This is a genomic window from Shewanella sp. HN-41 (assembly GCF_000217915.1).
In the GTDB taxonomy this organism is placed as follows: Bacteria; Pseudomonadota; Gammaproteobacteria; order Enterobacterales; family Shewanellaceae; genus Shewanella.
In genome coordinates, this window is sequence record NZ_AFOZ01000014.1 from 81,052 (window position 1) to 105,232 (window position 24,181).

Here is a 24,181-nt window from a genome sequence, read left to right on the forward strand (position 1 = left end):
AAAGTTTTTATTATCATAGTGTTAACATTTATACGCACCTAAATGGCCTGAGTTTTTGCCTTAAGTGGGTGCAAACGGGGGTGGTGATGCTCTTATTTGGTGCGTTTTGTTGGTGCAATCATGCGGGCTTTGACTTATGCCTGTGCATCGGCGGTATCAATGAGTGAGTCGTGTTTAAATATGGGGTAACATCGGTGTGATTATTTTCAAAATATGTTCAATAGACTTTTGTAAACAATGGATTGGCTATGATATTCCTCGGTGATGTTCAGCCTCTAGCTGTTTAACTAATCCCCATACTTTTGTATTGGCTGGTGCACTTAAATTGTGCGCTTTCGCTCGCTCACAGATATAACCATTGATTTGATCTATTTCTGTTCGCCTTTGGTGTGCAATATCTTGGTGCATAGAAGAATAGTTTGCCGCCGTGAGTTCGATAACGCGGTAAACCCTTTCCTGTACATAGTGTCTATCGAGGCTGATGCCATCATGGGTCGCTACATTCACTAACTCATCGAGTATATTGCTAATGGTGTCGTAAAACTTAGGTTGGGCAAGTGTGCCATTATTGCAGTTATGAATGGCGGTTAAGGGGTTGATGGTGGCATTGACCGCGAGCTTTTGCCACAGGCAAGGAATAATAGCGTCTACCCATTCACTGCCGGGAATGGCATGTAACAGGGCACGACGGTAATGCTCGTCGAGGGGAAGCCCAGCAAAATGACCAAATTGAGTTAGCCCCTGTCCGGTTTGCTTAATCTGCCAACGGGTTTGGCGTAACACCCCCTGGGACGTTGTTCCTAGGCTTAGCCCTCTGCCACCTGCTTGCCCATCAATCAGAGGTGCTAGGGCTAAATGGGGACCCATACCATTATGTAGCAGTAAAATATGGCATTGGCTGGGCAGATGCTTGAGTAAGGGGGCGAGCGCATCGAGTACTTGATAGGCTTTAACGCAGACAATCACTAGGCGGATATTGTCGAGCGCATCGGCAGCGAAGATAGGCACCGAATAGTGAATTTCTTGGGGCTGCTGTTGACAGTTATTAGCTGAAACTAATGGCGTGAAGCTGAGCGTCTGCTGGCTAGGACGGAGGGCATTGCGACCAATAAAACCGACATTCATGCCTGCGGTAACCAGTTGGTGACAGATCAGCTGCCCAACGGCCCCTGCACCTAAAATGGCAATATCCACAACGTCATTCAGATCCACTGTCTTCGTCATATTCGTAGCCTTTAGGTTTTTGTATCAATGCCAGTTTACAACGTTTGAATTAATCTTCCCGCAACTGTGCGGCGCGGAAATATTTGCCATAGGCCCAAAGGCAAAAGTAAAACGATCCGATTCCCATAAAATCGGCGAGCACATCACCCATAGAAGCACTGCGGTAGGGTAAACGGGATTGTACCAATTCAATCAAGATGGCATAACCAGCAAGCACCAAGGATAACCAATACCATCTAGGTCGAAAGGCTAGATAGGTAAGATAAGACAGGCAGAAGAAGCTGCCAAGATGGCCAATCTTATCGAGATTAGGGATGCTTTGCGAATAGGTCGGTCTGGAAAACACCAGATAACTGATCACAACAACGGCTACGGCTAAAGCCAGTCTGAATAGGGTGTTTTTAGTTATCACAAATACGGTTTTATTATCTTCGAGTGGGGCAATAATAGGAAAATGCGCAGTCAAAGTCACCCATAACCCGAGTTTTATCTTGTTGAGGGTGAAGTTAACCTTCAACTTGTTGTGGGGAGTCGGTAAACTATCGGCATTTATCATCACCTAAGGGGCGGCAACCATGCCTTCATTTGATATTGTGTCCGAAGTGGACGAAGTTGAGTTACGTAATGCGGTCGATAATTCTCGCCGTGAGCTCAGCAGTCGATTTGATTTTCGCGGTAAAGATGCCAGCATCGAATATAAAGACCATGTTGTGACGCTAACGGCGGAAGACGACTTCCAATGCAAACAACTCGTGGATATTTTGCGTACCCAGCTGAGCAAGCGAAATGTCGAACCCTCTGCGATGGATGTGGATGAAAAGTCTGTCCATAGCGGTAAAACCTTCTCCCTGAAGGTGCGTTTTAAGCAGGGTATTGAAACCGATATTGCTAAAAAAGTCGTTAAGATGATTAAAGACAGTAAGCTTAAAGTGCAATCCTCTATCCAAGGTGACACTGTACGGGTAACGGGTAAGGCCCGTGATGATTTGCAAGCGGTAATGGCGTTGATGCGCCAATCAGAATTGGGCCAACCTTTTCAATTCAATAACTTCCGCGATTAACTCTGCTTGATGCAGGCTTAACTCCGGCATAAAAAAGCCCCCAATGCTAAGCATTGGGGGCTTTTTGTTAGGGGATATGGTGCTGCTAAGTCTCTGATTTATTAATGTTGCCCTCTGCGTCATCCATTAACGAGGTGCTTGGGTGCGGTGCATACTTATTGACTAAGGCAATCAAAAACAACACGGGAAACCCGATCACACTGGCGGCGACAAAAAAGTTCACATAGCCAAAAGCATCGACATAGGCGCCGGAGAAACCAGCAATAAACTTCGGGAATAACAACATAATAGATGACAGTAGAGCATACTGGGTCGCACTGTAACCATTACTCGTTAAGCTAGATAGATAGGCAATAAATGCCGCCGTGGCTATCCCTGCGCTAAAGTTGTCGACCGAAATCGCAAAGGTTAAAAAGGGCACGTCATAGCCAATAACCGCCTGCCAAGCGAATAACAGATTAGTGACGGCAACCAGCAAAGCGCCGAGAAAGAGAATTTTCATAGTACCAAAGCGTGCTAATAGTACACCACCAAAGGCGGCGCCGACTAAGGTCATGATCAAACCGTAAATTTTACTGAGATAGGCAATTTCTTCCTTAGTGAATCCCATGTCGACATAGAAGACGTTCGCCATAATCCCCATCACAATATCTGAGATCCGGTAGCAGGAAATCAGCAACAGAATAAGGATTGCACTGCGACCATAGCGTTTAAAAAAATCGATAAAGGGCAACACACTGGCGGTATAAATCCATGAAATACTGGCAGCAATGGGTTTGGGGTAACTGGCGCTTAGACGTTGTTTTAACGCGAGTTCTGTCGCATCGGCGGCGCGGGTGTCAACCTTGGGCTCGCGGCTAAAGAGGGTGGTTAATATCCCTATCGACATTAACCCCGCCATCACTAAGTAGGATGTTTGCCACGCCAGTAAGTTGTATTCAGTGTTACCGGGTTCAACCCAGGCCGCTATGGTGAGTGCACCTGCGGTGGCGACTATCATGGCGCTGCGGTAGCCCACTTGATAGGCGGCGGCTAATGCGGCTTGCATGTTCTCAGGGGCGGATTCAATCCGAAAGGCATCGATTACGATATCTTGGGTTGCCGAAGCAAAGGCAACCATCAGTGCAAAAATTGCGAGACGTTCGAGATCTTTTAAGGGATCACTAAAGGACATACCGAGAATAGCGACAACCAATAGCAGCTGGGCAAATAACATCCAGCTGCGCCGCCGTCCTAAAAAGCGGGTGAGCAAAGGCAGCGAGAGTCGGTCGACTAAAGGCGACCAAGCCCATTTAAAGGCATAGGCTAAGGCTATCCAGCTGAAATAGCCGATAGACGTTCGATCGACACCCGCCTCGCGTAACCAAAAGGACAAGGTTGAAAACACGAGCATTAAAGGCAGGCCTGCGGAAAAACCAAGCAATAGCAAGATCAAAACGCGCTTATGGTTGTAAACGCTTAAAGTATTGAGAGTACGTTGAATAAAACCAGATGCGGACATATGCATAAGCCGAAGAATCGAATCCGCCTAGCTTACGGGCAAGGTGCTATTGGGTTCAAGGACTAACTTTCGACTCTCGATGGCTTTCATCTAGTCAGTGCTAATACTTCTTGGTTGAATGTGGCCTGCGCTGTGTCACTTAGCATAAAAAAAGACTCAGCAAGCTGAGTCTTTTTAGGGCAATGTGATTTGAGCACTAAGGTCGAATACCGATACAACCCGCTGGCATTCGGCCCCCTAAACTGAGGAAATCACAGCAGTCATCAATGTGTTTACGCAGATAATGATTGCCGCGGATCATCCAGTCTGGCCACTTGTTAAAACTGTGGAGCACATGCCAAAACACTTTTTCCGTTTCCGTTTGCGCTTCGCCTGTCGGGACTAGCTGTTGCCATTCCTCAAGGGTATCCCATAGATAGAGCTGGACTTCATGGAAATCGAGTTCGTCGCTCAAAAAAGCTTTTCCATACAGCGCAAGTTGGGGCGCTTTATTATCGATGAATTCTACCACCGTCATCGTTGCCTCCTTTCTATTGCCTCCTGAGTATAGGTGTAGAATTAGCGCTTTTGCTCGAATTTTTTGGATTATTTTTTCGGGAGTAATTTTGCTGTTTTCAAGATAATGGGGGTGACTGGGACATCGGGCCAATTGAGTTTGGCATTGGTCGCCGTTTCGACCACAGCCATAGCCTCTAATACGGTTTTTCCTTCGATGATTTCGCCAAAAACAGCATAACCCCAGCGGCGCTTCGATGGGTCGAGTTTAGTGTTGTCTGCCACGTTGAAGTAAAACTGGCGAGTTGCCGAATGGGGCTCATTATCTCGAGCCATGGCAATAGTACCCATGCTGTTGGTTAAGCCATTACCCGATTCGTTAACGATTGGCTTGCCGGCAGGTAGCTCTTCTAACTTGGTATTAAGCCCACCACCTTGCACCACAAAGTCACTGATCACGCGGTGGAAAATGGTGTTGTCGTATTCGCCTTTGACAACGTAAGTTAAAAAGTTATCTACGGTAATGGGCGCGCGGGTTCTATCTAGTTCGACCACTATCTTGCCTAAACTGGTATCAAACTCGACTTGGGGGTAGAGAGTGTCGGGCTGAATGTCGATGGCCCAGCTGCTGTGGCTAGCGCATAGGAGAAAGAGTGCAGATATCCAACGAAGCATTTTGATTTCCTTATTAATTGCTAAGCATTACTGTTATTGCTGTAAAAACTGGTTGAGTTCAGGGTCGTTTAAAATTTCCCCGGTGAGCTGACCAAGAAGCTTATTCATATCCAGTTCTAGGGTGGCAAAATCGGGTGTTAAAGGGCCTTTTAACATGCCTTTTGCCTTGTAACGTTTAACCAGTTCTTGGGTTGAGTTTTTGGCTTGCACGGCAATCAACACACTGTGTTTTGCCTCATAGCCAAAAGTCTTTTTAGTGACATCCATTTGCAATTCTTCTAATTGAATTTGCACTGAATTCGTCGCACTAGGATCGATTTGGTAACCCGCTTGTGTAAACCCATTACGAAATACTTCATCGAGCAATAATTTAGGCTGTTCACTCGGGCCCACTAAGCGAGTTTTTGTCCCTTCTTCGATAAAACGTGCCACATAGTCGACATTGCGGGTATCAATGGTGTCGAGTGATATCAGAATAGGTCTGGATGTTTGTTGGCTGACATCGGGTACTTGGGGACTGAAAGCCATATGGGTTGGATTTTGGCTTGCGCAACCCACGAATAGCAGGGGGAAAGTTAAAGTCAGTAATAGCCGTTTCATGGGATCTCTCGTGCAAATAAAAGTGGCTACAGCATACCAGAAATCACTTTTGATGCCACGGAGCTCTTTCTTGAGTGTTTAGGTTCAGTTGCGATACAGCGGGGAGGAGTATTATGCAAGCTTTTATAACGACATAAATGGACAGCCTAAAGATGAAAACATGTTACTTATTATTGGGGGGGCTAGCCCTAGGAATGAATATGGGTATGTTTAGCCTTAATGCCGATGCAAGTGAGTCCCCGCATATTTTGGGGGGAAGTTTAGGTTATGGTAGTCAAGAGCTTAAAGCAAAAAGTGGTGATTATGATGCGGGTGATAGTTTTACGAGCGACCTTTATTATCGCTATATGTTAAATGAACATTTTGGCATTGAAGCTGGCTATTTTGCGGGGACGGGTGGGGTCGTTAGCGCGTTTGTCGATATCATAGGTGACATTAAAAATCTGAGCTATAAAGGTGTTCGGGGAGCCGTGTACGGCGAATATGCACTGTCGAGTGGTAACAGTCTTTACGCTAAGGTTGGTACTGCTTATAGCCAGGTGAGCTATGAAGTCGGGGATCAGGAGAGAGACTCCAATGATATGGGGTTTTATGGTGCAACGGGATGGCAATACCGCTTTAAATCCGGTTTAGGTCTTAATTTCGAATATCAATATGTGCCGATGGACGAGTTGCAATTGCAAGGCGTCAGTTTTGGTATGAGCTATCGCTTCTAAGATTAGCTTTAAGCGTCTTTAAAGGTGTTTTTTTAGCTTATATTTTAAGTGTGCAAAAATTAAATGGCATAACATTCTATAACAAAGTTACAACATTTTGATGTTGCACTCTTTTAATGCAAAGGGGGACAGGTTAGAGTAAAAATTCGACGTTCAATTAGAGAGCATCAATGCTCCCCAATTACTTTTGCAAGCGCAAGGCGAAGTCATGTTACCCATCACCACTCAAATTGCTCCTGACAGTTTAATTAATACTAAAGGTGTCCCTCATTTCGGCCATTTCGATGGCATAGTTAAGTCCTTAGGTGTTGCCAATTTTGCCTATTTTGACACTATGGATAGACCCGCTTCAGCCTGGGCAAGACGCTTTGACTACAAACAATTCCAGTTTGTTTCCTTGGTTACGCCCCGATACGTGATTGGCGTAGCACTGGCCGATATTGCCTATCTTGGCAGTGCTTTTTGCTATATATATGACATAAAAAACAATCGACTAACCCAACAGAACTGGCTAAAACCCTTAAGGCTTGGCTATCAGATGACCCCTTCTCCCGCCAATGGTAATAGCCGTATTGGCCGTAAAGGCGCTGGGCTCAGTTTTGAGATAGTTCAAGGAGGGTGGCGCTTGCTCCTCGACACCCAGCATATTCAAGCCGATCTTAGGTTGCTCCCTGCGCCACTCAGTTTACCTATGGCGATGTGTAGTCCAACGGGTTACAACGGCTGGACTTATACGCAGAAACACAATGGTCTAACCGTTAAAGGTAGTTTGACTGTTGAACAAGAACCACAACCACTCAATCAAGCTTTAGCCGGGTATGATTTTTCGGCGGGTTTTATGCGCCGTGATACCAGTTGGCGCTGGGCTTCGATTAGTGCCCAAATCGAGGGTGGTATCATGGGGCTTAACCTCGCCGCGGGAGTGAATGAAACCGGCGCCAATGAAAATGTCTTCTGGATCAATGGTGAGCGACATTTACTTGGGGCAGTTCACTTTGAATTTGACCGTCATGCTAGCAAAGGGGCTGAAGTGTGGCGTATCTATAGCCATGATGGGCAAGTCGAATTGCAGTTTTCAGCAAGGAACTGTCGTAGCGAAAAACGCAATTTTATCCTACTAAAGAGCAATTTCCGTCAATATATCGGCCACTTTAGCGGCACTATTATCGATAACCAAGGACGACGCCATTCGTTGAATAACGTGCTTGGCTTAACCGAAGATCATTACGCTCGTTGGTAATAAATAATAAAAATAGGAAAAATCATATGGACATCGCCGCGTTAATTCAGCACCCCGAAGTGTTGTTAATAGTGTTAGCACCGATTTTTTTCGTGTGTATTTTGCTTGAATGGTATTTGGGCGATAGGCAAAAAAAACTGCCCTTGAGTGCGGGTTATCGCGGTCCTGAAGTACTCTGTAATTTTAGCCTTGCGGCCATGCATCAAGGCGCCGATCTGCTTACCGGCTTGCTGATCGCTAAGCTATATCTTGCTGTCTTTGGTTGGAGGCTCTTTGATATTGAAATGGGGCCCCTCAGTTTTATTGGCTTAATGGTCGCGCAGGATTTTTGCTATTACTGGTTTCACCGTGCGAGCCACAGAGTGCGTTGGATGTGGGCGGCACATGTCGTCCACCATAGCTCTGAAAATATGAATTTTAGCACTGCGTTTCGCCAGAGTTTAATGTACCCCTTTGCCGGTATGTGGGTCTTCTGGTTACCCTTGGTCATAGTTGGTTTTGATCCTAACTGGGTGGTTTTTGTGGTGTTACTCAATCTTGGCTTACAGTTTTTTGTGCATACCCAAGCCGTTAAATCACTTGGCCCTTTGGAGTGGATCTTCAACACACCATCACACCATAGGGTTCACCATGGTCGCAACCCACAATATATCGATAAAAACTATGCAGGAATTTTGATCATTTGGGACAAACTCTTCGGTACTTTTGAGCCTGAGGTTGATACTGTGATTTACGGTATCACTAAGCCGATAAACAGCTTTAATCCTCTAAAAGTCACTTTTAGCGAATGGCGAGACATGTTCACTGAGGTGACGACGAAGGGGTTAAGCCCTAAGCAGAGGTTGCAGATCCTATTTGCTCCTCCAGTGGCGAGCAGTGCTAAGCACGACGACTAAATTCTGCTACGGCAAAGTTCAGTTATACATAAGTTCAGCCATCAAACGACAATCGCGCTATCAATAAATAGTCTAAATGGCTAATGGTGTAATGGTATTTGCATCGTTAGGCTATGGTTCTTTTTGTGTGAAGAACAAAAAATGTACAGTGTCGGGCTTTGGTGGTAGTTTTTTGTATAAGTCTCTCGTTTTAGGTGATGGTCGTATGGTGGATGAGCCCCATTTATCGCTAGAGGAATTAGCTTGTTTTAGGGAGTTATTTACCCCTACGCGACTTGATAGTGGATTGAGCCAAGATTCCTTTCCCCAGGAGCCTATGGTCAACCATGTGTTGACTGTATCGACTGAGGTTCCGCAGGTGATTGCCTCCATTTTAGGTAAGGCCAAATTGACCTTATTAGCTGAAGTCGGCCCCTATAAACTCTGGTTCCCCCTGTGCATGAAAGTGGATGATTTTGGACAACTACAACCGACATTAGGTGTGCCCGAAGTATTAGATGCATCGGGAGTAGAACGTAGCTGGCGTTTGGCTCAGGCCGAAGATGTGTGGGTATTCGACCATGATCAAGGTGAGCAATGGTCTGTGGTATCCCTATCGAGTTCGGGGATGGCTATTCGAGCTAAGTCACAGCAACAATTCGCCCAATTGCTCGGGAGTAAAGATTTGCAATTGCAGCTTCCCGATGGTGAGACTCTGCGAGTGGATATCGAGCCCATCCGCAGTGAGAAGGGGTTAGCCATAGTGAAATTTCAAGCAGAAGCTGAAGAGCGTGAGGCGCTACGTCAGTTCCTGTTTAATCGTCACCGTAGTCAACATGCTAAACTTTATGCCAGTGTACAAGCCAAGTGATTCGGATCTGTTGGGGAATAATGATTGAATTGTAAAATATCCTTGCCCCCCGTAGTTCTTTTGCCATTGAGCCGCTTTTCCTCGCTCCTAACCTGCCAATCTGTCCTGTGATGGATTAGAATAGCCCTGAATTCAAAAACATCAGAGCGAGCGGTATGCACGTACATATTTTAGGAATTTGCGGAACCTTCATGGGCGGCTTAGCACTATTAGCTAGGGCAAAAGGGCATAGAGTGACGGGCTCAGACGCTAATGTCTATCCTCCAATGAGTACACAGCTTGAAGAGCAAGGCATTGAACTTATTCAAGGTTTTGACCCAAGCCAATTGGGTGATGCGGGCCACTATCCTGACTTAATCGTCATTGGCAATGCCATGAGTCGTGGTAATCCCTGTGTCGAAGCCGTACTGAATCTTGGCATACCTTATACCTCTGGCCCGCAGTTTTTAGCCGACCATATTTTACCTGAACGTTGGGTTTTAGCGGTTTCTGGTACCCATGGTAAGACTTCTACCTCGAGTATGTTGGCATGGATTTTAGAAGATTGTGGCTATGAGCCTGGTTTTTTAATCGGTGGTGTTCCGCAAAATTTCGGGGTTTCTGCCCGCTTAGGTCAATCCGCTTTCTTTGTGGTTGAGGCAGATGAGTACGACAGTGCCTTCTTCGATAAGCGCTCCAAATTCGTGCACTATCATCCACGTACCTTAGTCATTAATAACCTTGAGTTTGACCACGCCGATATTTTTGCCGATCTTGCCGCCATTCAAAAACAGTTTAATCACCTTATCCGCACCGTTCCGGGTGAAGGAAAAATCCTCTGGCCAGCCGATTCTCAGGCGGTGAAACAAACTATCGATATGGGTTGCTGGAGCGAGCAGGAAACCTTCCATGGCGGTGAATCGGCAACGGGTTGGTATGGTAAAGCCCTCAGTGATGACTGCCATCAATTTGAGGTCTTTTTCGATGGAGAGTCCCAGGGGGTGCTCGAGTGGGATCTGATCGGACAGCACAATATCGAAAATGCCATTATGGCCATTGCTGCGGCTCGCCATGTGGGCGTAAAGCCGAGTGCTGCCATTGCGGCGTTGGCAAAGTTTGTCCCGCCTAAGCGTCGTCTCGAATTGTTAGGGACAGTCAATGGCGTCAGTGTGTACGATGATTTTGCCCACCACCCAACGGCAATTGCGACAACCTTAAAGGGCATGCGCGCTAAGGTTGGCCAGAGCAAAATTACTGTGGTGTTAGAACCGCGCTCAAATACGATGAAGAGCGGAGTGCATAAAGACACTCTGGCCTATTCTATGATGCAGGCCGATGAAGCTTTTTTATATCAAGCTGATACCATCGACTGGAATATGAAAGAAGCCATGGAAGCCGCGGTGATCCCTGTCACTGTGTTGCACCAGATTGATGATGTGGTCGCTAGAGTTGCGAGTACGGCAAAAGCGGGAGATACCATAGTGGTGATGAGCAACGGCGGGTTTGGTGGCCTACATAAAAAGCTCTTGGCTGCCCTCGAAGTGAGTCCACAATTGATGGCGCAGGTTTAATACTATGGACTATGTAAAGTCCACTAAGGCCATCAGCTTAGCTTGGACAGGTGCCTCTGGCGCCCCCTATGGGTTGAAGCTACTCGAATGTTTGTTGGCCTCAGGTTATCAAGTGTTTTTGATTATCTCCAGTGCTGCTCGCGTCGTGCTTGCTACTGAGCATGGGTTGCAGCTTAGCGCCAATAGCGATAAAGCCAAAGCACAATTGCTGGAACTGCTTGCCCAAAGAAACGTTACGATAGCGGGCGAGCTGGCGGTGCTCGGTAAGGATGAATGGTTTTCACCACCAGCCTCGGGCAGTGCTGCACCTAAGCAAATGGTGATTTGCCCTTGTTCCACCGGGACGTTAGCGGCGGTTGCAACGGGAATGAGCAATAATCTGCTCGAGAGGGCGGCGGATGTCGTCATCAAAGAACGTGGGCAGCTTATTCTTGTTCCTAGGGAAACTCCCTTTAATTCCATCCACTTAGAGCATATGCTTAACCTTTCTCGCCTCGGTGTGACTATTATGCCTGCCGCGCCTGGTTTTTATCACAATCCCAAATCGGTAGAAGATCTGGTAGACTTCATGGTCGCTCGGATCTTAGATCATTTGGGCGTTGACCATGCATTAACGAGTCGCTGGGGTTACACCAAGATAACTGACCGCGACATCGACAATTGAGATTAATATGAAACACACCACCGAAGTGATGATCTCTGCAGAGGAGATCAGCCAAAAATTGGATCAAATGGCCGAGCTTATTAATGCCCATTATGCCCACAGCGAACGACTGCTGATGGTGGGGCTGCTTAAGGGCTCAGTGGTCTTTATGGCGGATTTGTGTCGCCGTATTAAAGGCCATGTTGAAATCGATTTTATGTCGGTTTCCAGTTATGGCAATGCTATGACCAGTTCACGGGACGTGAAAGTGCTGAAAGATGTGCAATCGGATATCGCGGGTCGAGACGTATTGATTGTGGAAGATCTGATTGACTCGGGTAATACCTTAAGCAAAGTACGTGAAATGCTTTTGCTGCGTGAACCTAAGAGTCTAGCCCTGTGTACGCTACTCGATAAACCCGAGCGCCGTGAAGTGGATGTAAAAGTGGATTTTATCGGTTTTACCATTCCCGATGAGTTTATTGTTGGCTACGGTATCGATTACGCCGAGCAGTATCGTAATTTGCCTTACATTGCTAAAGTGGTACCGCTCTAGTTAAGGCCCCATTCGGTCTTGAACAAAACTCCCGCCCAGTGTGGGAGTTTTCTTTTATTTACCCAGCTGATGGGCTGCTGGGCTATTCAGGTTAGATAATCAAGGTTAACAGCATTAGTCAATTAAGCCTGTTTAATAAATTTTAGCGCTTACCGTTCAACTGATTAGCCCTAGCTTTCACTTTTAACCCTGTTAACGTATTGCATTTGGTTTTTTTGCCACCATCTTATAACTCTCGCTATTGAAAGATCAGGAATTACTATGGCCAATACAGCCCATGCTCTGGTACTCGAAGGACTTAAAAAAACCTATAAAGGCGGTGTCGAAGCGGTAAAAGGCATCAGTCTTGAGGTTAAGCAGGGGGACTTTTTTGCCTTACTCGGCCCAAATGGGGCAGGAAAATCCACCACAATTGGGATTATCAGCTCTTTAGTACAAAAGAGTGAAGGGACGGTAAAAGTCTTTGGTTATGATATAGATAAGCAGCTCGAACACGCCAAGCTTTGCATCGGTTTAGTGCCGCAGGAGTTCAACTTCAATCAGTTTGAAACCGTATTGCAAATTGTGGTGAACCAGGCTGGCTACTATGGTGTGCCAAAAACTGTGGCCCTTGAGCGTGCGCAAAAATATTTAAGTCAATTGGATTTATGGGAAAAACGCAACAGCCAGTCGCGGGAGTTATCTGGCGGTATGAAACGGCGTTTAATGATTGCCCGAGCCCTGATGCACGAACCTAAGTTACTGATTTTAGATGAACCGACGGCTGGAGTGGATATAGAACTACGTCGCTCTATGTGGGCGTTTCTCAAGCAAATCAATCAGCAGGGCGTGACTATCATCCTCACAACCCATTACCTCGAAGAAGCCGAAATGCTCTGCCGTAACATTGGTATTATCGATAAGGGGATACTGGTTGAATGCACGAGTATGAAAGCGCTGCTCAGTAAGCTTAATATGGAAACCTTTATCCTCGATCTACGCCGGGATATACCCGTGGCACCTTCGCTCAATGGCATGGTCTGCCGTTTAACCGATCCCCATACCTTAGAGGTGGATGTAGTCAAAGAGCATAATCTGAATGATGTTTTTAGCCAGTTAACCGCCGCCAATGTGGAAGTGTTATCGATGCGCAATAAGTCGAATCGCTTAGAAGAACTCTTTGTTGAATTAGTGAAAAAAACGCCGGGGGCCAAGGCATGAAACAGCTCTACTTTATCGCCTTTAAAAGTATTTTAACTAAAGAAATTAATCGGTTTACAAGGATTTGGATCCAGACTTTAGTACCACCAGCGATCACTATGACCTTGTATTTTTTGATTTTTGGTAATTTGGTCGGCAGCAGAATAGGGGAAATGGGCGGTGTGTCCTACATGGAGTTTATTGCCCCTGGTTTGATTATGATGTCGGTGATCACTAACTCTTACTCTAACGTAGCCAGTTCCTTTTACAGCGCTAAGTTTCAGCGTAACCTAGAAGAACTGATGGTTGCCCCTGTGCCCCATTATGTGATGATTGCGGGCTATGTTGGCGGTGGTGTCGCCCGAGGCTTGTGTGTGGGGTTAATAGTGACACTAGTGGCGATGTTCTTTGTCGATATTAGCCTGCACCATGCTGGCTTAGTGGTGATGACGGTCTTTTTGACTTCAGTGTTATTCTCATTGGGTGGCCTTATCAATGCTGTATTTGCCAAAAGTTTCGACGATATCAGCATCATACCGACTTTTGTGCTCACACCATTAACCTATCTTGGCGGCGTGTTTTATTCCCTGTCACTCTTGCCATCCTTCTGGCAGGGCGTTTCATCCCTTAACCCCGTTGTGTATATGATCAACGTATTCCGCTATGGATTTTTAGGGTTTGCCGATATTAGCATTCCCTTATCCATCGCCATTATGGTGGGTTTCTGTGCCGCGCTATGGGGCGTTGCTTATTACCTGATCTCCCGAGGAATAGGATTGCGAACTTAGTAGGTAGGTTGATAACCAAATAAGAAGGGAGCCATTAGGCTCCCTTCTTCATGTCCGTAGATTATTACTTCATACGGCGACGCATTGCCGCTAATGGTAATAACAGGGCTGTTAACCAACCAAGAGCACCACCACCAGATGATTCTGCTTCTTTAGCATTCACAGTAATAGTTGCCGTGCCTGCATCACTTTCTAGTTTTCCATCCGAAGCTGTCACTGAGAAAGTTAACACATGATCGCCACTAGGAGCAGCGAAGCTTATTGCGTTTCCACCGTTAGTAAACGCAACTTTAGTTCCGCCAGTCTGTACCCAGTTATAAGTTAAAACATCTTTATCAGCATCTTTACCATTTGCCTGGGCCGTTACAACAAAGCCTTCTGTACTTATCATCCCTGTAGGCGCCACTGTTGGCTTAGTATTGTTGATTAAGACAGTTATCTTAGCTGGCGTAGAAGTATTGCCCATAGTATCTATGGCAGCGACTTCAAGCTCAATAGTGCCACTTTGTTGGTTAATAACAGCATCGTCACTCAATCTGACTGTACCGTCTTTAGCAACTAGTACCATACTGCTATTGGAGCTGAGTGTCACAAACTCTGAGAATGGGCTGGTCAGCATATCAGGGTCTGTAGCCGTTATTTGGCCTAACACTGTGCCTGCAGCTGTGCCTTTATCTACTGTCAGAGTTGTATCTGCTACTGTTGGAGCTGAGTTACCCTCATCGGTTGTATTGGCTACAACTGACATAGATCCCGAATCGGAGAGGAACATAAAGCCCTTCACATCATCGCCGACTTCAGCTTCTAAAAGAGCACTTGCTCCTGGCTTCAACTCAGTCACTTCTTTACCATCAGAATCGACTAACATTGCTGATGTTCCTGAAGCGTCAAGAACGAGTGTCGCAACAGTGCTGTCCTCATCCCCTGATGGCGTTGGAGCCCAGTCGCTATCTTCGACACGATAGCGAACTTTAATCGTTTTTCCTAAGTCGGTTTCGGTCAAACCTACATCTTCAAAGCACACTTTACTGGTTAAAAAGTCATTGCCAGTAACATGGAAAACGGGCTCTAAAAATCCGTCTGATGTGCCGTATGGAGAGACTAAACCGTAAATCGATCTTGGGTACGCATCGTCAAACCAGTTTAAGTTTACTGTTGCTGCGGTATAGTCCCAAACACCATCATTATTGAGGTCATAGTCAACATTGTAACTTGCAGTTAAGGCATGAACGATAGGATCGCGCATTTGTAGCGTGTTATAGATGGCAATACCTGCGTCACATGAACTACTTAATAAGAGTTCACTTGATGCATTGAGTAAATCGTGACGCTTTGATGCATCAACTGGGCTTGTTGCAATTAACGGTGCTGTGAATGGATCTGTGATGGACGTAGCACCAATGTTGGTTAGTGTACGAACTAGGCCCGCTTCAGTTGCTTCAGTTGCGACTGAAATTGCCGCTGCAGCTTTTGGCAAAATATGATAAACCAAATGCAGTGCTTTTTCTTCGCCATCCATAAACTGGATCGCACCATCATACTCAGACAATGTCAGCGCAGTAGAAGCATCTGCTGCAGTGCCATCAAGTTCATATGATGAAGTTAGTGACCATTCAGGCAGTTTGGTGGGGTCAATGGTCGCTGTAACATCAAAATCAATAGTTTGCCCAGCAGGAATGGTCACGCTTGTTGGTAACGCAAAGCTGAGTGCACCGGAATCTAAGTCATTCTGGAAACGTTGATCGACTTTTAATGTGTAAGTTTTTTCAGCCGTTGAGAAGTTTTTAACTGTGACTGTTTTAGTCATAGTGGTTGTTTTATTAAGAGCAAGCAAACCAAAAGCGAGTGCTGCTTGGTTTGTTTCTTTGTTCCAAGCTGCGACAGGAAGATTTATCGCTTTCTCAACATCGACCAGTCCTGAACCAATATAACTAATCGGTGCTAATTCAGTATCTGGGTTAATTTCTTTTGGCTCAAGCGTTATATCTAAGTTAGCTGCGTTCATTATCGTAGCTTTAACTTCAAATGCATTGCGATGGGGTAAAGCTTCACGGATGATGCTGACTGCACCAGCTGTGATAGGGCTGGAGAATGAAGTACCACTAATTGGCGTTAATTCATCTCCGTAACCAGGGTGAGCGGTCAGAATATCTGTGCCTGGAGCTGTAATTTCTGGCTTTAAAGTGCCTGCAATTGATGGTCCACGTGAAGTAAAGGTTGCTATTGCACCTGCAGTAGTGACTTCAGTTGATGAAATGTTAAATGGTACATCTCCAGCTGTTAGGGCCGTTTTGATTACATCACCATCTTCTTTAGAAACCATTACCGAAGGTATGGTGATATTATTGTCCGTGCCACCCATGACAATGGCACCAGCGTTAGCGGCGTTATTGGCGACGATAACAAATGACGCGCCTTTCAATTGTGCATTTAATACCTTAACAACGAAGCCGCAAGTACCACGATCAATTAATACGGTTTTGCCAGTTAAATCTTCTGTATAGGCTGCGCAACCATTCTTATTAGCTGCGGGATAGACAAGCGGAGCTGTTGTATTAGTGAAGCTATAAACATTCGACTTATTAAAACCTGCAGCAACAGCCGTGACTGAATTACCCGCAATCAGTGCTTCTACTTTACCGACTTTTGTCGTTGGGTGTGTCATTGCACCTACAGATAGTGCGCTGTTCGTCGTACTAGGACCTCCGACCACAAAAGGTGTTGGGCCATCATTTCCCGCAGAAATAACTAGGTTCACACCCAGCTGAACCATCTCATCAATCATCACTTGAACGGCACCGCCGTCAGTATCACCAAAGTCACCGCCTAATGACATGTTTACTGTATCCACGCGGTCGCCAATATCGCCATCACCGTTAGGATCCATTGAAGCTTCCAGGGCATTTAATTGTGCAATACCAGAACAACCAGAATTACAAACTGAATAAACGAGTAGTTCTACATCAGGAGCTGTGCCAACCACAGAATGGCTGACATGTGTACCGTGGTTGGTGGTAGCATCAATTGGATTTGGATCGTTATTAACGAAGTCCCAACCACCAATGATTTTACCTTGTGGCCAGTTTGGTTGTTCACTCTTTGCCGCAACGGCCGCTTGGTAATCTGCAACTAAACCAGAACCGCCGAGGGCTTTATGAGTGTAGTCAACACCAGTATCCAAAACTGCAACTTTTTGGCCTTTACCCGAGGCAACACCTGCCTCAATGACTGCTTTGGCTTTTATATATTCAGCGCTATCTGCGACATCTAGTTTGTAGTCATAGATAGGTAAAATATCTGCAACTTCAGGATTTTTAAGTAAAGAGACAAGTTTTTTACGATCACCTTGAACAACAATAGAATTCACTAATTTTGAGGTGGTTGCGACAATTTTAATGTCAGCATCCATACTTTGAATCGCATTTCTAACATTGGCCTGTGAGCTTTCAATGTTGCTCATTACTGATTGTTGGTTAAAACCCTTCTGCTGACTTTGTTGGGCAAGTGAAGGCGATTTAAGTTTGATCATCCAAGCAACAGCTTGCTTTTGCTCATTGTTTCCATTTTTTGAAACGCTGAGACCAGCATACTTATCTGTGGTTTGGTTGGTCGTATTGTATTGAGCTGTTGTACCAGCAATGGCCGCACTTGATAGTAGGGCAGCAGATATAGCAATCGATAGTTTTGTCTTCACAACTTCTTCCTTGTCAATAAATGTACAAGCACTTTGTAAATCGCGCCCGTTAATTAATTGTTATAGTAATGCTGCGCTCTATTGGCGTTAGCAATGAAGTTGTAACACAAAAATGTTTTATGGTTAACACTTTTGGTTGAAAAAAGACTTATATCACATTTTACAGTATTTTATTCTGATTGTAATAACTTAGCACATTTCCATTTAAGGCTTAACAGCCCTGACAATCGGGTTTTGCAGGCTGATGAGTGTTTCAGTCGATTGGATTTCATCGATGGATTGAATGCGATTGATGAGTACGTGCTGCAGGCCATCGATGGATTGGCACATTACCTTTACAAAGATGCTGTAGTTGCCTGTGGTGTAATAGGCTTCGACCACTTCTTCGAGGGCATTGAGTTTGGCGATTGCGGCGGGGTAATCACCCGCGCTTTTTAGATTGATGCCGATAAAGCAGCAAACATCATAGCCCAGTGCCTTAGGATTAACTGTAATCTGTGCGCCTGTGATTATGCCCGCTTGTTTCATTTTTTCTACCCGAACATGGATAGTGCCTGCACTCACTGCGAAACGTTTAGCGAGTTCGGCAAAGGGGGTACGCGCATCCTGCATTAGGGCTTCGAGTATATGATTATCAAGCTGATCACGTTGAAATGCGGTTTCCATAAACAAACTCTCTATAACATAATGAATTGTCATAAAGTTACGTTTTTTTATGGGGAATTGCTACTGCTTTTGCGGTTATCCGTTAATTTTAGTGATCATTGTTCGCCCAGTGGCTCACAAAATGGCGCTTCGGCGCTAAAAGTCATACTGACGCCTGTATATGGGTGCTTAATCGTGAGTTCTGCTGCATGTAGCAGAAGACGAGGGGCTAAGGATTTAGCGAGCGGATCGGCATAGAAACCGTCCCCTAGGATTGGGTGCCCTATCGCCATCATATGAACTCTTAATTGATGTGAGCGGCCGGTGATGGGGGTGAGTTTGACTAAGGTTGAGCGTTTGGCTCGGCTTAACACTTCATAGTGCGTCAATGAGGGTTTACCGAGCAGATGATCGACCTTCTGTTTAGGGCGATTTGGCCAGTCACAGATCAGTGGGTAATCGACGCTGCCAGTGTGGTGCTTAATGTGGCCTGCCACCCGCGCGATATAGGTTTTGCTGGTTTCTCTGTCGTGGAATTGACGTTTTAGCTCACGCTCGGCACTGCGGATCAGGGCGACGACTATCACGCCCGAAGTGGCCATATCGAGGCGATGAACGATTTGGCAGTGGGGATGCTCGGCTTTTACACGGGCATAGACACTGTCATAGTGGGCGGGATCTCGACCGGGCACCGACAGTAATCCCGAGGGTTTGTTGATAACGATAATGTCTTTATCTTGATAAAGAATATCGAGCCAAGGTGTGGTCGGTGGTTGGTAAATAAAATCAGTCATCATAGTGCCTATTCGTCAATGCGCGGCAAAGATACCCTGCTAGGCTTGAGGGTGCAAGTGCGGCCTTGAAAGATGCCTGCGCGAGAGTGAACTAAAGCGCATTAGTTGATGATTTGCTGATAGAGGTGTTTTTCAGTTCTTGCTATACTCCCGTCCTTTTCGTTACCGATTATTTTGAGCCTGTGAAGCCATGAGCCAGCCAGAAATTTACACACCAGAGAATCTTTCTCACGTCCATAACCGCCTTGAGTTATTGGCGCCAGCAAAGAATGCCGATTATGGTATCGAAGCCATTCGCCACGGTGCGGATGCGGTATATATTGGTGGTCCTGCGTTTGGGGCGCGGGCAACGGCTGGTAACAGTGTTGAAGATATCGCTCGCCTGTGTGCCTATGCCCATCAATACCATGCTCAAGTGTTTGTGGCGCTCAATACTATCCTGATGGACAATGAGCTGGATGCGGCTGAAAAACTGATTTGGGAAGTGTACGAAGCCGGCGCCGATGCACTGATTGTACAGGATATGGGCGTGTTACAACTCAATTTGCCGCCTATTGCCTTGCATGCCAGTACCCAAATGGATAACCGTAACCCTGAAAAGGTTGCCTTCTTAGAGCAAGTTGGCTTCTCCCAGGTGGTGCTCGCCCGTGAGCTTGGCCTAAGCCAAATTCGTGAAGTGGCGGCGCACACTAATATGCAGCTGGAATTCTTTATCCACGGTGCACTTTGTGTGGCTTTTAGTGGTTTATGTAACTTGAGCCATGCCTTTAGTAATCGCAGCGCAAACCGCGGTGAGTGCTCACAAATGTGCCGTTTGCCGGGGAATTTAAAAACTCGAGCGGGGGATGTGTTAGCGCAGAATGAGCATTTATTGTCCCTCAAGGACAATAACCAGACCGATAACCTCGAAGCCTTAATCGATGCGGGTATTCGTTCATTTAAGATTGAAGGCCGCCTCAAGGATTTAAGCTACGTTAAAAACGTCACCGCCCATTATCGTCAAAAATTAGATGCGATCATTGCCCGCCGTCCCGAATTTGTGGCGTCGTCCCACGGTCGCTGCGAACATACTTTTACCCCAGATCCTGAGAAAACCTTTAACCGTGGCAGCACAGATTATTTTGTCCATGAGCGTAGCCAAGGGATCAAGGATTTCCGCTCGCCTAAGTATATTGGTCAGGATGTGGGCCAAGTGGTTGCCATTGGTAAAGATTTTATTCAAGTCAGCTCAACCCATACCTTCAATAATGGCGACGGTTTAGCCTACTTTCCGCCAAATTATGCGATGGCAAAACAATCCGATGACAAACTCCAAGGCCTGCGGGTTAACCGCGCCGAAGGGTACAAACTCCATGTATTGCAGGTGCCAAAGGATTTAAAAGTCGGTATGACCTTATACCGTAACCACAATCAAGCCTTTGAAACCTTATTATCTAAGGAATCATCTAAGCGGATCATTGGCGTGGATATGCGCTTAATCGATACCGCAGCGGGGGTGGCGCTGACTTTAACGGATGTGTATGGCTTGAGCGCAACGGTTGAACTTGAAGTTGAAAAGACGCCCGCAACCGATGCCGAAAAAACCTTGCAGGCTATCCGTACACAACTTGCAAAGCTGGGCAGCACAGATTTTGTTGCCCGCCAAATCAGTATTGAAACCGCTAAGCCATGGTTCCTACCTGCATCGGTGTTGAATGGTTTACGTCGTGATGCAGTCGCTGCACTCGAGCTTGCCCGTGTAGCAGGGTATCAGCGTCCTAAACCGTGGAAATATAATCAAGATGCGGTCTATCCGGTTAAACATTTGAGTTACTTAGGTAACGTAGCCAATGAAAAGGCCAAGAGTTTTTATCAACGCCACGGTGTGATTGAAATTCAAGATACCTATGAGAAAAACGGTGTCACCGAAGATGTGCCTTTGATGATCACTAAGCATTGTCTCAGGTTTAACTTCAATCTTTGTCCTAAAGAAGTGCCAGGTATCAAAGCCGATCCTATGGTGCTTGAAATCGGCAACGATGTGCTTAAGTTGGTCTTTGATTGTCCAAAATGTGAAATGATGGTGGTGGGTGAAAACCGCCAAGTTCGTGGCCAGAAGCATCTCTAAATAGCGGCTTTGAGCTGTAGATGATCTGGGCATGAGTTCGCATTTAACGGTAAATCAGCGTTAAAGTGATCTTTAAAGCCCCGTTTATGTCCGCCCATTAACTTGTGTTGCACAGGGGGTAATGAGCGGATATCTTATTGAAAATAAAATTAATAATAAGGGATGTAAATATGGGATTATTAGACGGTTTACTGGGCAATGCCTCCGAGGTGGATTTACAGGAACTTGCCGAGGAATTAAGGCCGATTATGGGGATCCAGGAAGAACTCAAACTTGCCTATAAAGTGATCCGCGATCTGTTTATTTTTACCAATAAACGCCTGATCTTAATTGATAAACAGGGTATGACGGGTAAAAAAGTCACTTATCATTCAGTGCCCTATAAATCTATTACCCATTTTGAAGTGGAAACCACAGGCCACTTCGATATGGATGCAGAGCTTAAAATTTGGATCTCAGGGCAGAGTGAGCCGTTAGTCAAAGAGCTTAAACGCGGCACCGATGTTGTCGGTATTCAAAAAACTATCGCCACTTTTGCACTTTAGTTTTCTGTTTATTATTTTTCTACAGCGTTCTAAGGCAAGCCTTATTTTATATAGGCTTGCCTTAATTTTACCGCCCTAAATACTCAAAACTAGTTAAACATAATCGAGCTAGAATTAGTTGTATGTTCTATTGGCTCTCCTGCCATAGTGTAGGTTTCTGAGAGCTTAAGCTGACCTTGCTCATCGTATTGATTATGAATACCTACCCAGAATTTTTCTTGTCCTTGGATGTTCAGATTTCCCTCTTCGGCAAGGTGGCCATTGGGGTGGTAACGTTTCATTCCATAGAGTTTGCTCGTGGGATCAAATTTGAGCTGATAGGAGAGAACGGCTTTTCCTGCCTGATCGATGCCTAGGGTTGACTCAGATCCATTGCCATTAGCATCAAAGTAGTGACGGTTTTCAATGAGCAGACCTTGATCATCTAGCCAGACTTCACGGTTCACTTGGCCTTGGACATTAAATCTTTGCCAATGGCCTATGTCTGTATAGCTATCGTCAACGATCTTGAGCGTGCCCGTTTCGAGTATCGCGCCTTCTGGGGATAGGGTTTTAGAGCTGAAGATATCGCCCAAGGTTCGGGTTAATAACCAACGAATCGCCCCATTTTCATAGTATTCGATACGGGTGTCAGCTATGCCTTCTTGGTAATATTCCCTTTGATTATTCTCAAGAATATAACCACAGCGGGTGTTGGAATGGTGCTGATATGAGGTGAGAATGCCCTGCTCATTATAGAAGCTCGATTCCTTAAGGAAGCCTTGACCATCACGGACTTCATATACCGAAATAGCACGAATAGTGCCGTCTTCATAAAACCAGCGAGCGGTGCCGTCTCGATTTCCCGCCGAGTGGGGTAAATACATCTGGATTTGCTGGTTTTCGTAGTATTCGATAAAGGGGGCTATCGAAAGATTGTTTTTATATTGGCCTTCAGCCGAAAGCACCCCACTCGGAAAGTAGCTTCTAAATTGGCCTTCCCTTAACCCATTTTCTAAGTCAATTTCTAGGGCGAGCTGGCCATTCTCATGGTACCAGAGGGCAGTGCCTTGCTCTTTGCCGTTCTCAAAATAGTTCTGTTCTTGGAGTTGACCATTGGGGTGCCATTTTAAACTTTCGCCATGTAATTTGCCGCTCGGATTAAATGATTCACGCCATGCGGGTTTGCCTGTGTCGTAAAACTCTTCAATGACTTTGCCAGAATGATCGGCAGACATTTTTTGCTTAATTACGCCATTAGCATAATACCAAGTGGCTTGATATTCACGGCCTTGGTCGTAGTGTCTTTCCGCTTCTAGCGAACCATCCTGGTAATATTGTTTTTCGATACCATGGAGCATATCGATCAACAAAGGGCGGATAAGCTGCACTTGGCCTGAAGGATAGTAACGGGTTAAGGTGTTGATATAGCGGCCATCACTATCAAGTTCTGCGGTTTCTTTGAGCTGGCCATTCTCATAGTAGTGGCTGATAAACATGCCATTGGGATGGCGCTCTTCCCTTTGATTTATTCTGCCATCATGGTCATACCAAGTTTGTTGCCCAAGTTGCTGATCATTGATGAAATGTCCCTCAAACAACAATGTGCCAAGGGCATCGAACTGGCGGGTCACCCCCTCACGCTCACCGAAATAGTTTGAGTCTACGGCTTGGGTGAGATCGGGGGCTTGAGTGACAATTCTTAAGATCCTAAGGCCTTGTTCTGTGTCTATTTGGTGGAAAGTGCGATGCAGTTTTCCTGTGAGGCTAGCGTAGTCTTGAATATCGCCTTGCACTATCTGATGGGTGTCTATCGTGAAGTGACTTATCACTAAGGCATCGATATTATTGAATTCTACCTGCCACAATGTTGTTGCAGCCTGTGGATCAGAGCCTTGGGTGTTTTTAGGGATAATACTGCAGACTTTCTCTTTAGCTAACCAGAAATGCTTTTCTAATGCATTGGTTTTACGAGTTATCTCAAGTCGATCAAATTGGGTTTCATGGAAGGTGCATGACTCGTTTTCCCGCTCCCAACCGAGGAGTTCGATGGTTTGCGGTGCATGGTAGTGGTAGGTAACCATGCCGCTAGTGGCGCTCTCTTGCCGTGATGTTGCATCCGCTTCGGTCGCATTGATGCTTAAACTGAAATGTCGCTGAAAATCCGCAGCGTTGCTGGGCGATGCTGGTTGTTGATCTTGTGGGGGATTTAAAGGTTTACTGTCCTTGGCATCGTGGTGATTTTCTCGAGAATTAAACAGCTTAGCTTTGAGTGCGCGAAACAACGACATCGGGCGAAATCTCCATATCCATATGTAAAACAAGAAGCTTATCTGAGGGATACTCACTGTCGGTGAGTTTTCAATGCGCATATCATAGCGGTTTATGGTTTTATTTCTCAATGTTCTATTAGTTAATATATGGGATGAAATAGCCCATATAT

The 24,181-nt window shown here is 45.7% G+C and carries 22 protein-coding genes; 12 read left to right on the forward strand and 10 right to left on the reverse strand.

Features of this window, described 5'->3' with window-relative positions; genetic code table 11:
- Nucleotides 1-246: 246 nt before the first annotated feature.
- Both SOHN41_RS03030 and SOHN41_RS03035 read right to left on the reverse strand, forming a co-directional pair.
- The gene (locus SOHN41_RS03030) at nucleotides 247-1,206 is read right to left on the reverse strand and encodes a ketopantoate reductase family protein (RefSeq protein WP_086017341.1); all 960 of its coding nucleotides are present in this window, start codon (nucleotides 1,204-1,206) and stop codon (nucleotides 247-249) included.
- Nucleotides 1,207-1,273: 67 nt separating this feature from the next.
- Nucleotides 1,274-1,636 (reverse strand): VanZ family protein, encoded by a 363-nt coding sequence (locus SOHN41_RS03035; protein ID WP_037458115.1) that lies wholly within the window; start codon nucleotides 1,634-1,636, stop codon nucleotides 1,274-1,276.
- Nucleotides 1,637-1,799: 163 nt separating this feature from the next.
- Here SOHN41_RS03035 and SOHN41_RS03040 point away from each other — a divergent pair, with 163 nt between their 5' ends.
- Nucleotides 1,800-2,285 (forward strand): YajQ family cyclic di-GMP-binding protein, encoded by a 486-nt coding sequence (locus SOHN41_RS03040; RefSeq protein WP_007645453.1) that lies wholly within the window; start codon nucleotides 1,800-1,802, stop codon nucleotides 2,283-2,285.
- An 85-nt stretch (nucleotides 2,286-2,370) separates the two neighbouring features.
- Here the strand turns inward: SOHN41_RS03040 and SOHN41_RS03045 are convergent, their stop codons facing one another.
- From SOHN41_RS03045 to SOHN41_RS03060, 4 genes are all read right to left on the reverse strand, one after another.
- Nucleotides 2,371-3,786, reverse strand: a complete 1,416-nt coding sequence (locus SOHN41_RS03045) for an AmpG family muropeptide MFS transporter (RefSeq protein ID WP_037457940.1) — start codon at nucleotides 3,784-3,786, stop codon at nucleotides 2,371-2,373.
- Between the two features lie 196 nt (nucleotides 3,787-3,982).
- Nucleotides 3,983-4,303 (reverse strand): hypothetical protein, encoded by a 321-nt coding sequence (locus SOHN41_RS03050; RefSeq protein ID WP_007645459.1) that lies wholly within the window; start codon nucleotides 4,301-4,303, stop codon nucleotides 3,983-3,985.
- A 68-nt stretch (nucleotides 4,304-4,371) separates the two neighbouring features.
- On the reverse strand, nucleotides 4,372-4,956 hold the full coding sequence (locus SOHN41_RS03055; protein WP_007645464.1) for a peptidylprolyl isomerase: 585 nt from the start codon (nucleotides 4,954-4,956) through the stop codon (nucleotides 4,372-4,374).
- A gap of 33 nt (nucleotides 4,957-4,989) precedes the next feature.
- Nucleotides 4,990-5,556: a YajG family lipoprotein gene (locus SOHN41_RS03060; protein ID WP_007645466.1), complete on the reverse strand. Its 567-nt coding sequence runs from the start codon at nucleotides 5,554-5,556 to the stop codon at nucleotides 4,990-4,992.
- Nucleotides 5,557-5,756: 200 nt separating this feature from the next.
- Here SOHN41_RS03060 and SOHN41_RS03065 point away from each other — a divergent pair, with 200 nt between their 5' ends.
- The 9 genes from SOHN41_RS03065 (at nucleotide 5,757) to SOHN41_RS03105 (ending at nucleotide 13,974) form a co-directional block, all read left to right on the forward strand.
- Nucleotides 5,757-6,272, forward strand: a complete 516-nt coding sequence (locus SOHN41_RS03065; RefSeq protein ID WP_007645467.1) for a porin family protein — start codon at nucleotides 5,757-5,759, stop codon at nucleotides 6,270-6,272.
- Between the two features lie 208 nt (nucleotides 6,273-6,480).
- Nucleotides 6,481-7,512: a DUF2804 domain-containing protein gene (locus tag SOHN41_RS03070; protein ID WP_007645468.1), complete on the forward strand. Its 1,032-nt coding sequence runs from the start codon at nucleotides 6,481-6,483 to the stop codon at nucleotides 7,510-7,512.
- A 26-nt stretch (nucleotides 7,513-7,538) separates the two neighbouring features.
- Nucleotides 7,539-8,408, forward strand: a complete 870-nt coding sequence (locus SOHN41_RS03075; protein WP_007645469.1) for a sterol desaturase family protein — start codon at nucleotides 7,539-7,541, stop codon at nucleotides 8,406-8,408.
- Nucleotides 8,409-8,613: 205 nt separating this feature from the next.
- Entirely contained in the window at nucleotides 8,614-9,258 is a 645-nt protein-coding gene (locus SOHN41_RS03080) for a hypothetical protein (protein WP_037458117.1), read from the forward strand.
- A 155-nt stretch (nucleotides 9,259-9,413) separates the two neighbouring features.
- Nucleotides 9,414-10,808: a UDP-N-acetylmuramate:L-alanyl-gamma-D-glutamyl-meso-diaminopimelate ligase gene (gene mpl / locus SOHN41_RS03085; protein ID WP_037457945.1), complete on the forward strand. Its 1,395-nt coding sequence runs from the start codon at nucleotides 9,414-9,416 to the stop codon at nucleotides 10,806-10,808.
- Between the two features lie 4 nt (nucleotides 10,809-10,812).
- Nucleotides 10,813-11,472, forward strand: a complete 660-nt coding sequence (locus SOHN41_RS03090) for a flavin prenyltransferase UbiX (protein WP_007645472.1) — start codon at nucleotides 10,813-10,815, stop codon at nucleotides 11,470-11,472.
- A gap of 7 nt (nucleotides 11,473-11,479) precedes the next feature.
- On the forward strand, nucleotides 11,480-12,007 hold the full coding sequence (gene hpt, locus SOHN41_RS03095; RefSeq protein WP_007645473.1) for a hypoxanthine phosphoribosyltransferase: 528 nt from the start codon (nucleotides 11,480-11,482) through the stop codon (nucleotides 12,005-12,007).
- A gap of 261 nt (nucleotides 12,008-12,268) precedes the next feature.
- A complete protein-coding gene (locus SOHN41_RS03100) occupies nucleotides 12,269-13,207 on the forward strand; it encodes an ABC transporter ATP-binding protein (RefSeq protein ID WP_007645476.1) in 939 nt (312 codons plus the stop codon).
- Nucleotides 13,204-13,974 carry an ABC transporter permease gene (locus SOHN41_RS03105; RefSeq protein ID WP_007645477.1) on the forward strand — a complete coding sequence of 257 codons (771 nt, stop codon included), beginning with the start codon at nucleotides 13,204-13,206 and terminating at the stop codon, nucleotides 13,972-13,974. The genes SOHN41_RS03100 and SOHN41_RS03105 overlap by 4 nt, the downstream gene beginning before the upstream one ends.
- A gap of 64 nt (nucleotides 13,975-14,038) precedes the next feature.
- Here the strand turns inward: SOHN41_RS03105 and SOHN41_RS03110 are convergent, their stop codons facing one another.
- The 3 genes from SOHN41_RS03110 to rluA form a co-directional block, all read right to left on the reverse strand.
- Nucleotides 14,039-17,668 carry a S8 family serine peptidase gene (locus SOHN41_RS03110; RefSeq protein ID WP_007645478.1) on the reverse strand — a complete coding sequence of 1,210 codons (3,630 nt, stop codon included), beginning with the start codon at nucleotides 17,666-17,668 and terminating at the stop codon, nucleotides 14,039-14,041.
- Nucleotides 17,669-17,872: 204 nt separating this feature from the next.
- Nucleotides 17,873-18,334, reverse strand: a complete 462-nt coding sequence (gene asnC / locus SOHN41_RS03115; RefSeq protein WP_007645479.1) for a transcriptional regulator AsnC — start codon at nucleotides 18,332-18,334, stop codon at nucleotides 17,873-17,875.
- Between the two features lie 95 nt (nucleotides 18,335-18,429).
- Nucleotides 18,430-19,107 carry a bifunctional tRNA pseudouridine(32) synthase/23S rRNA pseudouridine(746) synthase RluA gene (gene rluA / locus SOHN41_RS03120; RefSeq protein ID WP_007645480.1) on the reverse strand — a complete coding sequence of 226 codons (678 nt, stop codon included), beginning with the start codon at nucleotides 19,105-19,107 and terminating at the stop codon, nucleotides 18,430-18,432.
- A 190-nt stretch (nucleotides 19,108-19,297) separates the two neighbouring features.
- Here rluA and SOHN41_RS03125 point away from each other — a divergent pair, with 190 nt between their 5' ends.
- Together SOHN41_RS03125 and SOHN41_RS03130 are read left to right on the forward strand one after the other, a co-directional pair.
- Nucleotides 19,298-21,214 (forward strand): peptidase U32 family protein, encoded by a 1,917-nt coding sequence (locus tag SOHN41_RS03125; protein WP_007645490.1) that lies wholly within the window; start codon nucleotides 19,298-19,300, stop codon nucleotides 21,212-21,214.
- Between the two features lie 170 nt (nucleotides 21,215-21,384).
- Entirely contained in the window at nucleotides 21,385-21,759 is a 375-nt protein-coding gene (locus tag SOHN41_RS03130; protein ID WP_007645492.1) for a PH domain-containing protein, read from the forward strand.
- 89 nt (nucleotides 21,760-21,848) lie between these two features.
- Here the strand turns inward: SOHN41_RS03130 and SOHN41_RS03135 are convergent, their stop codons facing one another.
- On the reverse strand, nucleotides 21,849-24,029 hold the full coding sequence (locus SOHN41_RS03135; protein ID WP_007645493.1) for a toxin-antitoxin system YwqK family antitoxin: 2,181 nt from the start codon (nucleotides 24,027-24,029) through the stop codon (nucleotides 21,849-21,851).
- Nucleotides 24,030-24,181: the final 152 nt, after the last annotated feature.

Excerpts from the sequence above, each read along its gene's own strand:
- SOHN41_RS03130 (WP_007645492.1), top strand. The coding sequence starts at position 21,385 with ATGGGATTATTAGACGGTTTACTGGGCAATGCCTCCGAGGTGGATTTA.
- SOHN41_RS03045 (WP_037457940.1), bottom strand. The coding sequence starts at position 3,786 with ATGTCCGCATCTGGTTTTATTCAACGTACTCTCAATACTTTAAGCGTT.
- SOHN41_RS03075 (WP_007645469.1), top strand. The coding sequence starts at position 7,539 with ATGGACATCGCCGCGTTAATTCAGCACCCCGAAGTGTTGTTAATAGTG.
- hpt (WP_007645473.1), top strand. The coding sequence starts at position 11,480 with ATGAAACACACCACCGAAGTGATGATCTCTGCAGAGGAGATCAGCCAA.
- SOHN41_RS03100 (WP_007645476.1), top strand. The coding sequence starts at position 12,269 with ATGGCCAATACAGCCCATGCTCTGGTACTCGAAGGACTTAAAAAAACC.
- SOHN41_RS03125 (WP_007645490.1), top strand. The coding sequence starts at position 19,298 with ATGAGCCAGCCAGAAATTTACACACCAGAGAATCTTTCTCACGTCCAT.
- SOHN41_RS03070 (WP_007645468.1), top strand. The coding sequence starts at position 6,481 with ATGTTACCCATCACCACTCAAATTGCTCCTGACAGTTTAATTAATACT.
- SOHN41_RS03135 (WP_007645493.1), bottom strand. The coding sequence starts at position 24,029 with ATGTCGTTGTTTCGCGCACTCAAAGCTAAGCTGTTTAATTCTCGAGAA.
- SOHN41_RS03105 (WP_007645477.1), top strand. The coding sequence starts at position 13,204 with ATGAAACAGCTCTACTTTATCGCCTTTAAAAGTATTTTAACTAAAGAA.
- rluA (WP_007645480.1), bottom strand. The coding sequence starts at position 19,107 with ATGACTGATTTTATTTACCAACCACCGACCACACCTTGGCTCGATATT.
- asnC (WP_007645479.1), bottom strand. The coding sequence starts at position 18,334 with ATGGAAACCGCATTTCAACGTGATCAGCTTGATAATCATATACTCGAA.
- SOHN41_RS03040 (WP_007645453.1), top strand. The coding sequence starts at position 1,800 with ATGCCTTCATTTGATATTGTGTCCGAAGTGGACGAAGTTGAGTTACGT.
- SOHN41_RS03055 (WP_007645464.1), bottom strand. The coding sequence starts at position 4,956 with ATGCTTCGTTGGATATCTGCACTCTTTCTCCTATGCGCTAGCCACAGC.
- SOHN41_RS03080 (WP_037458117.1), top strand. The coding sequence starts at position 8,614 with ATGGTGGATGAGCCCCATTTATCGCTAGAGGAATTAGCTTGTTTTAGG.
- SOHN41_RS03050 (WP_007645459.1), bottom strand. The coding sequence starts at position 4,303 with ATGACGGTGGTAGAATTCATCGATAATAAAGCGCCCCAACTTGCGCTG.
- SOHN41_RS03090 (WP_007645472.1), top strand. The coding sequence starts at position 10,813 with ATGGACTATGTAAAGTCCACTAAGGCCATCAGCTTAGCTTGGACAGGT.
- mpl (WP_037457945.1), top strand. The coding sequence starts at position 9,414 with ATGCACGTACATATTTTAGGAATTTGCGGAACCTTCATGGGCGGCTTA.
- SOHN41_RS03065 (WP_007645467.1), top strand. The coding sequence starts at position 5,757 with ATGGGTATGTTTAGCCTTAATGCCGATGCAAGTGAGTCCCCGCATATT.
- SOHN41_RS03060 (WP_007645466.1), bottom strand. The coding sequence starts at position 5,556 with ATGAAACGGCTATTACTGACTTTAACTTTCCCCCTGCTATTCGTGGGT.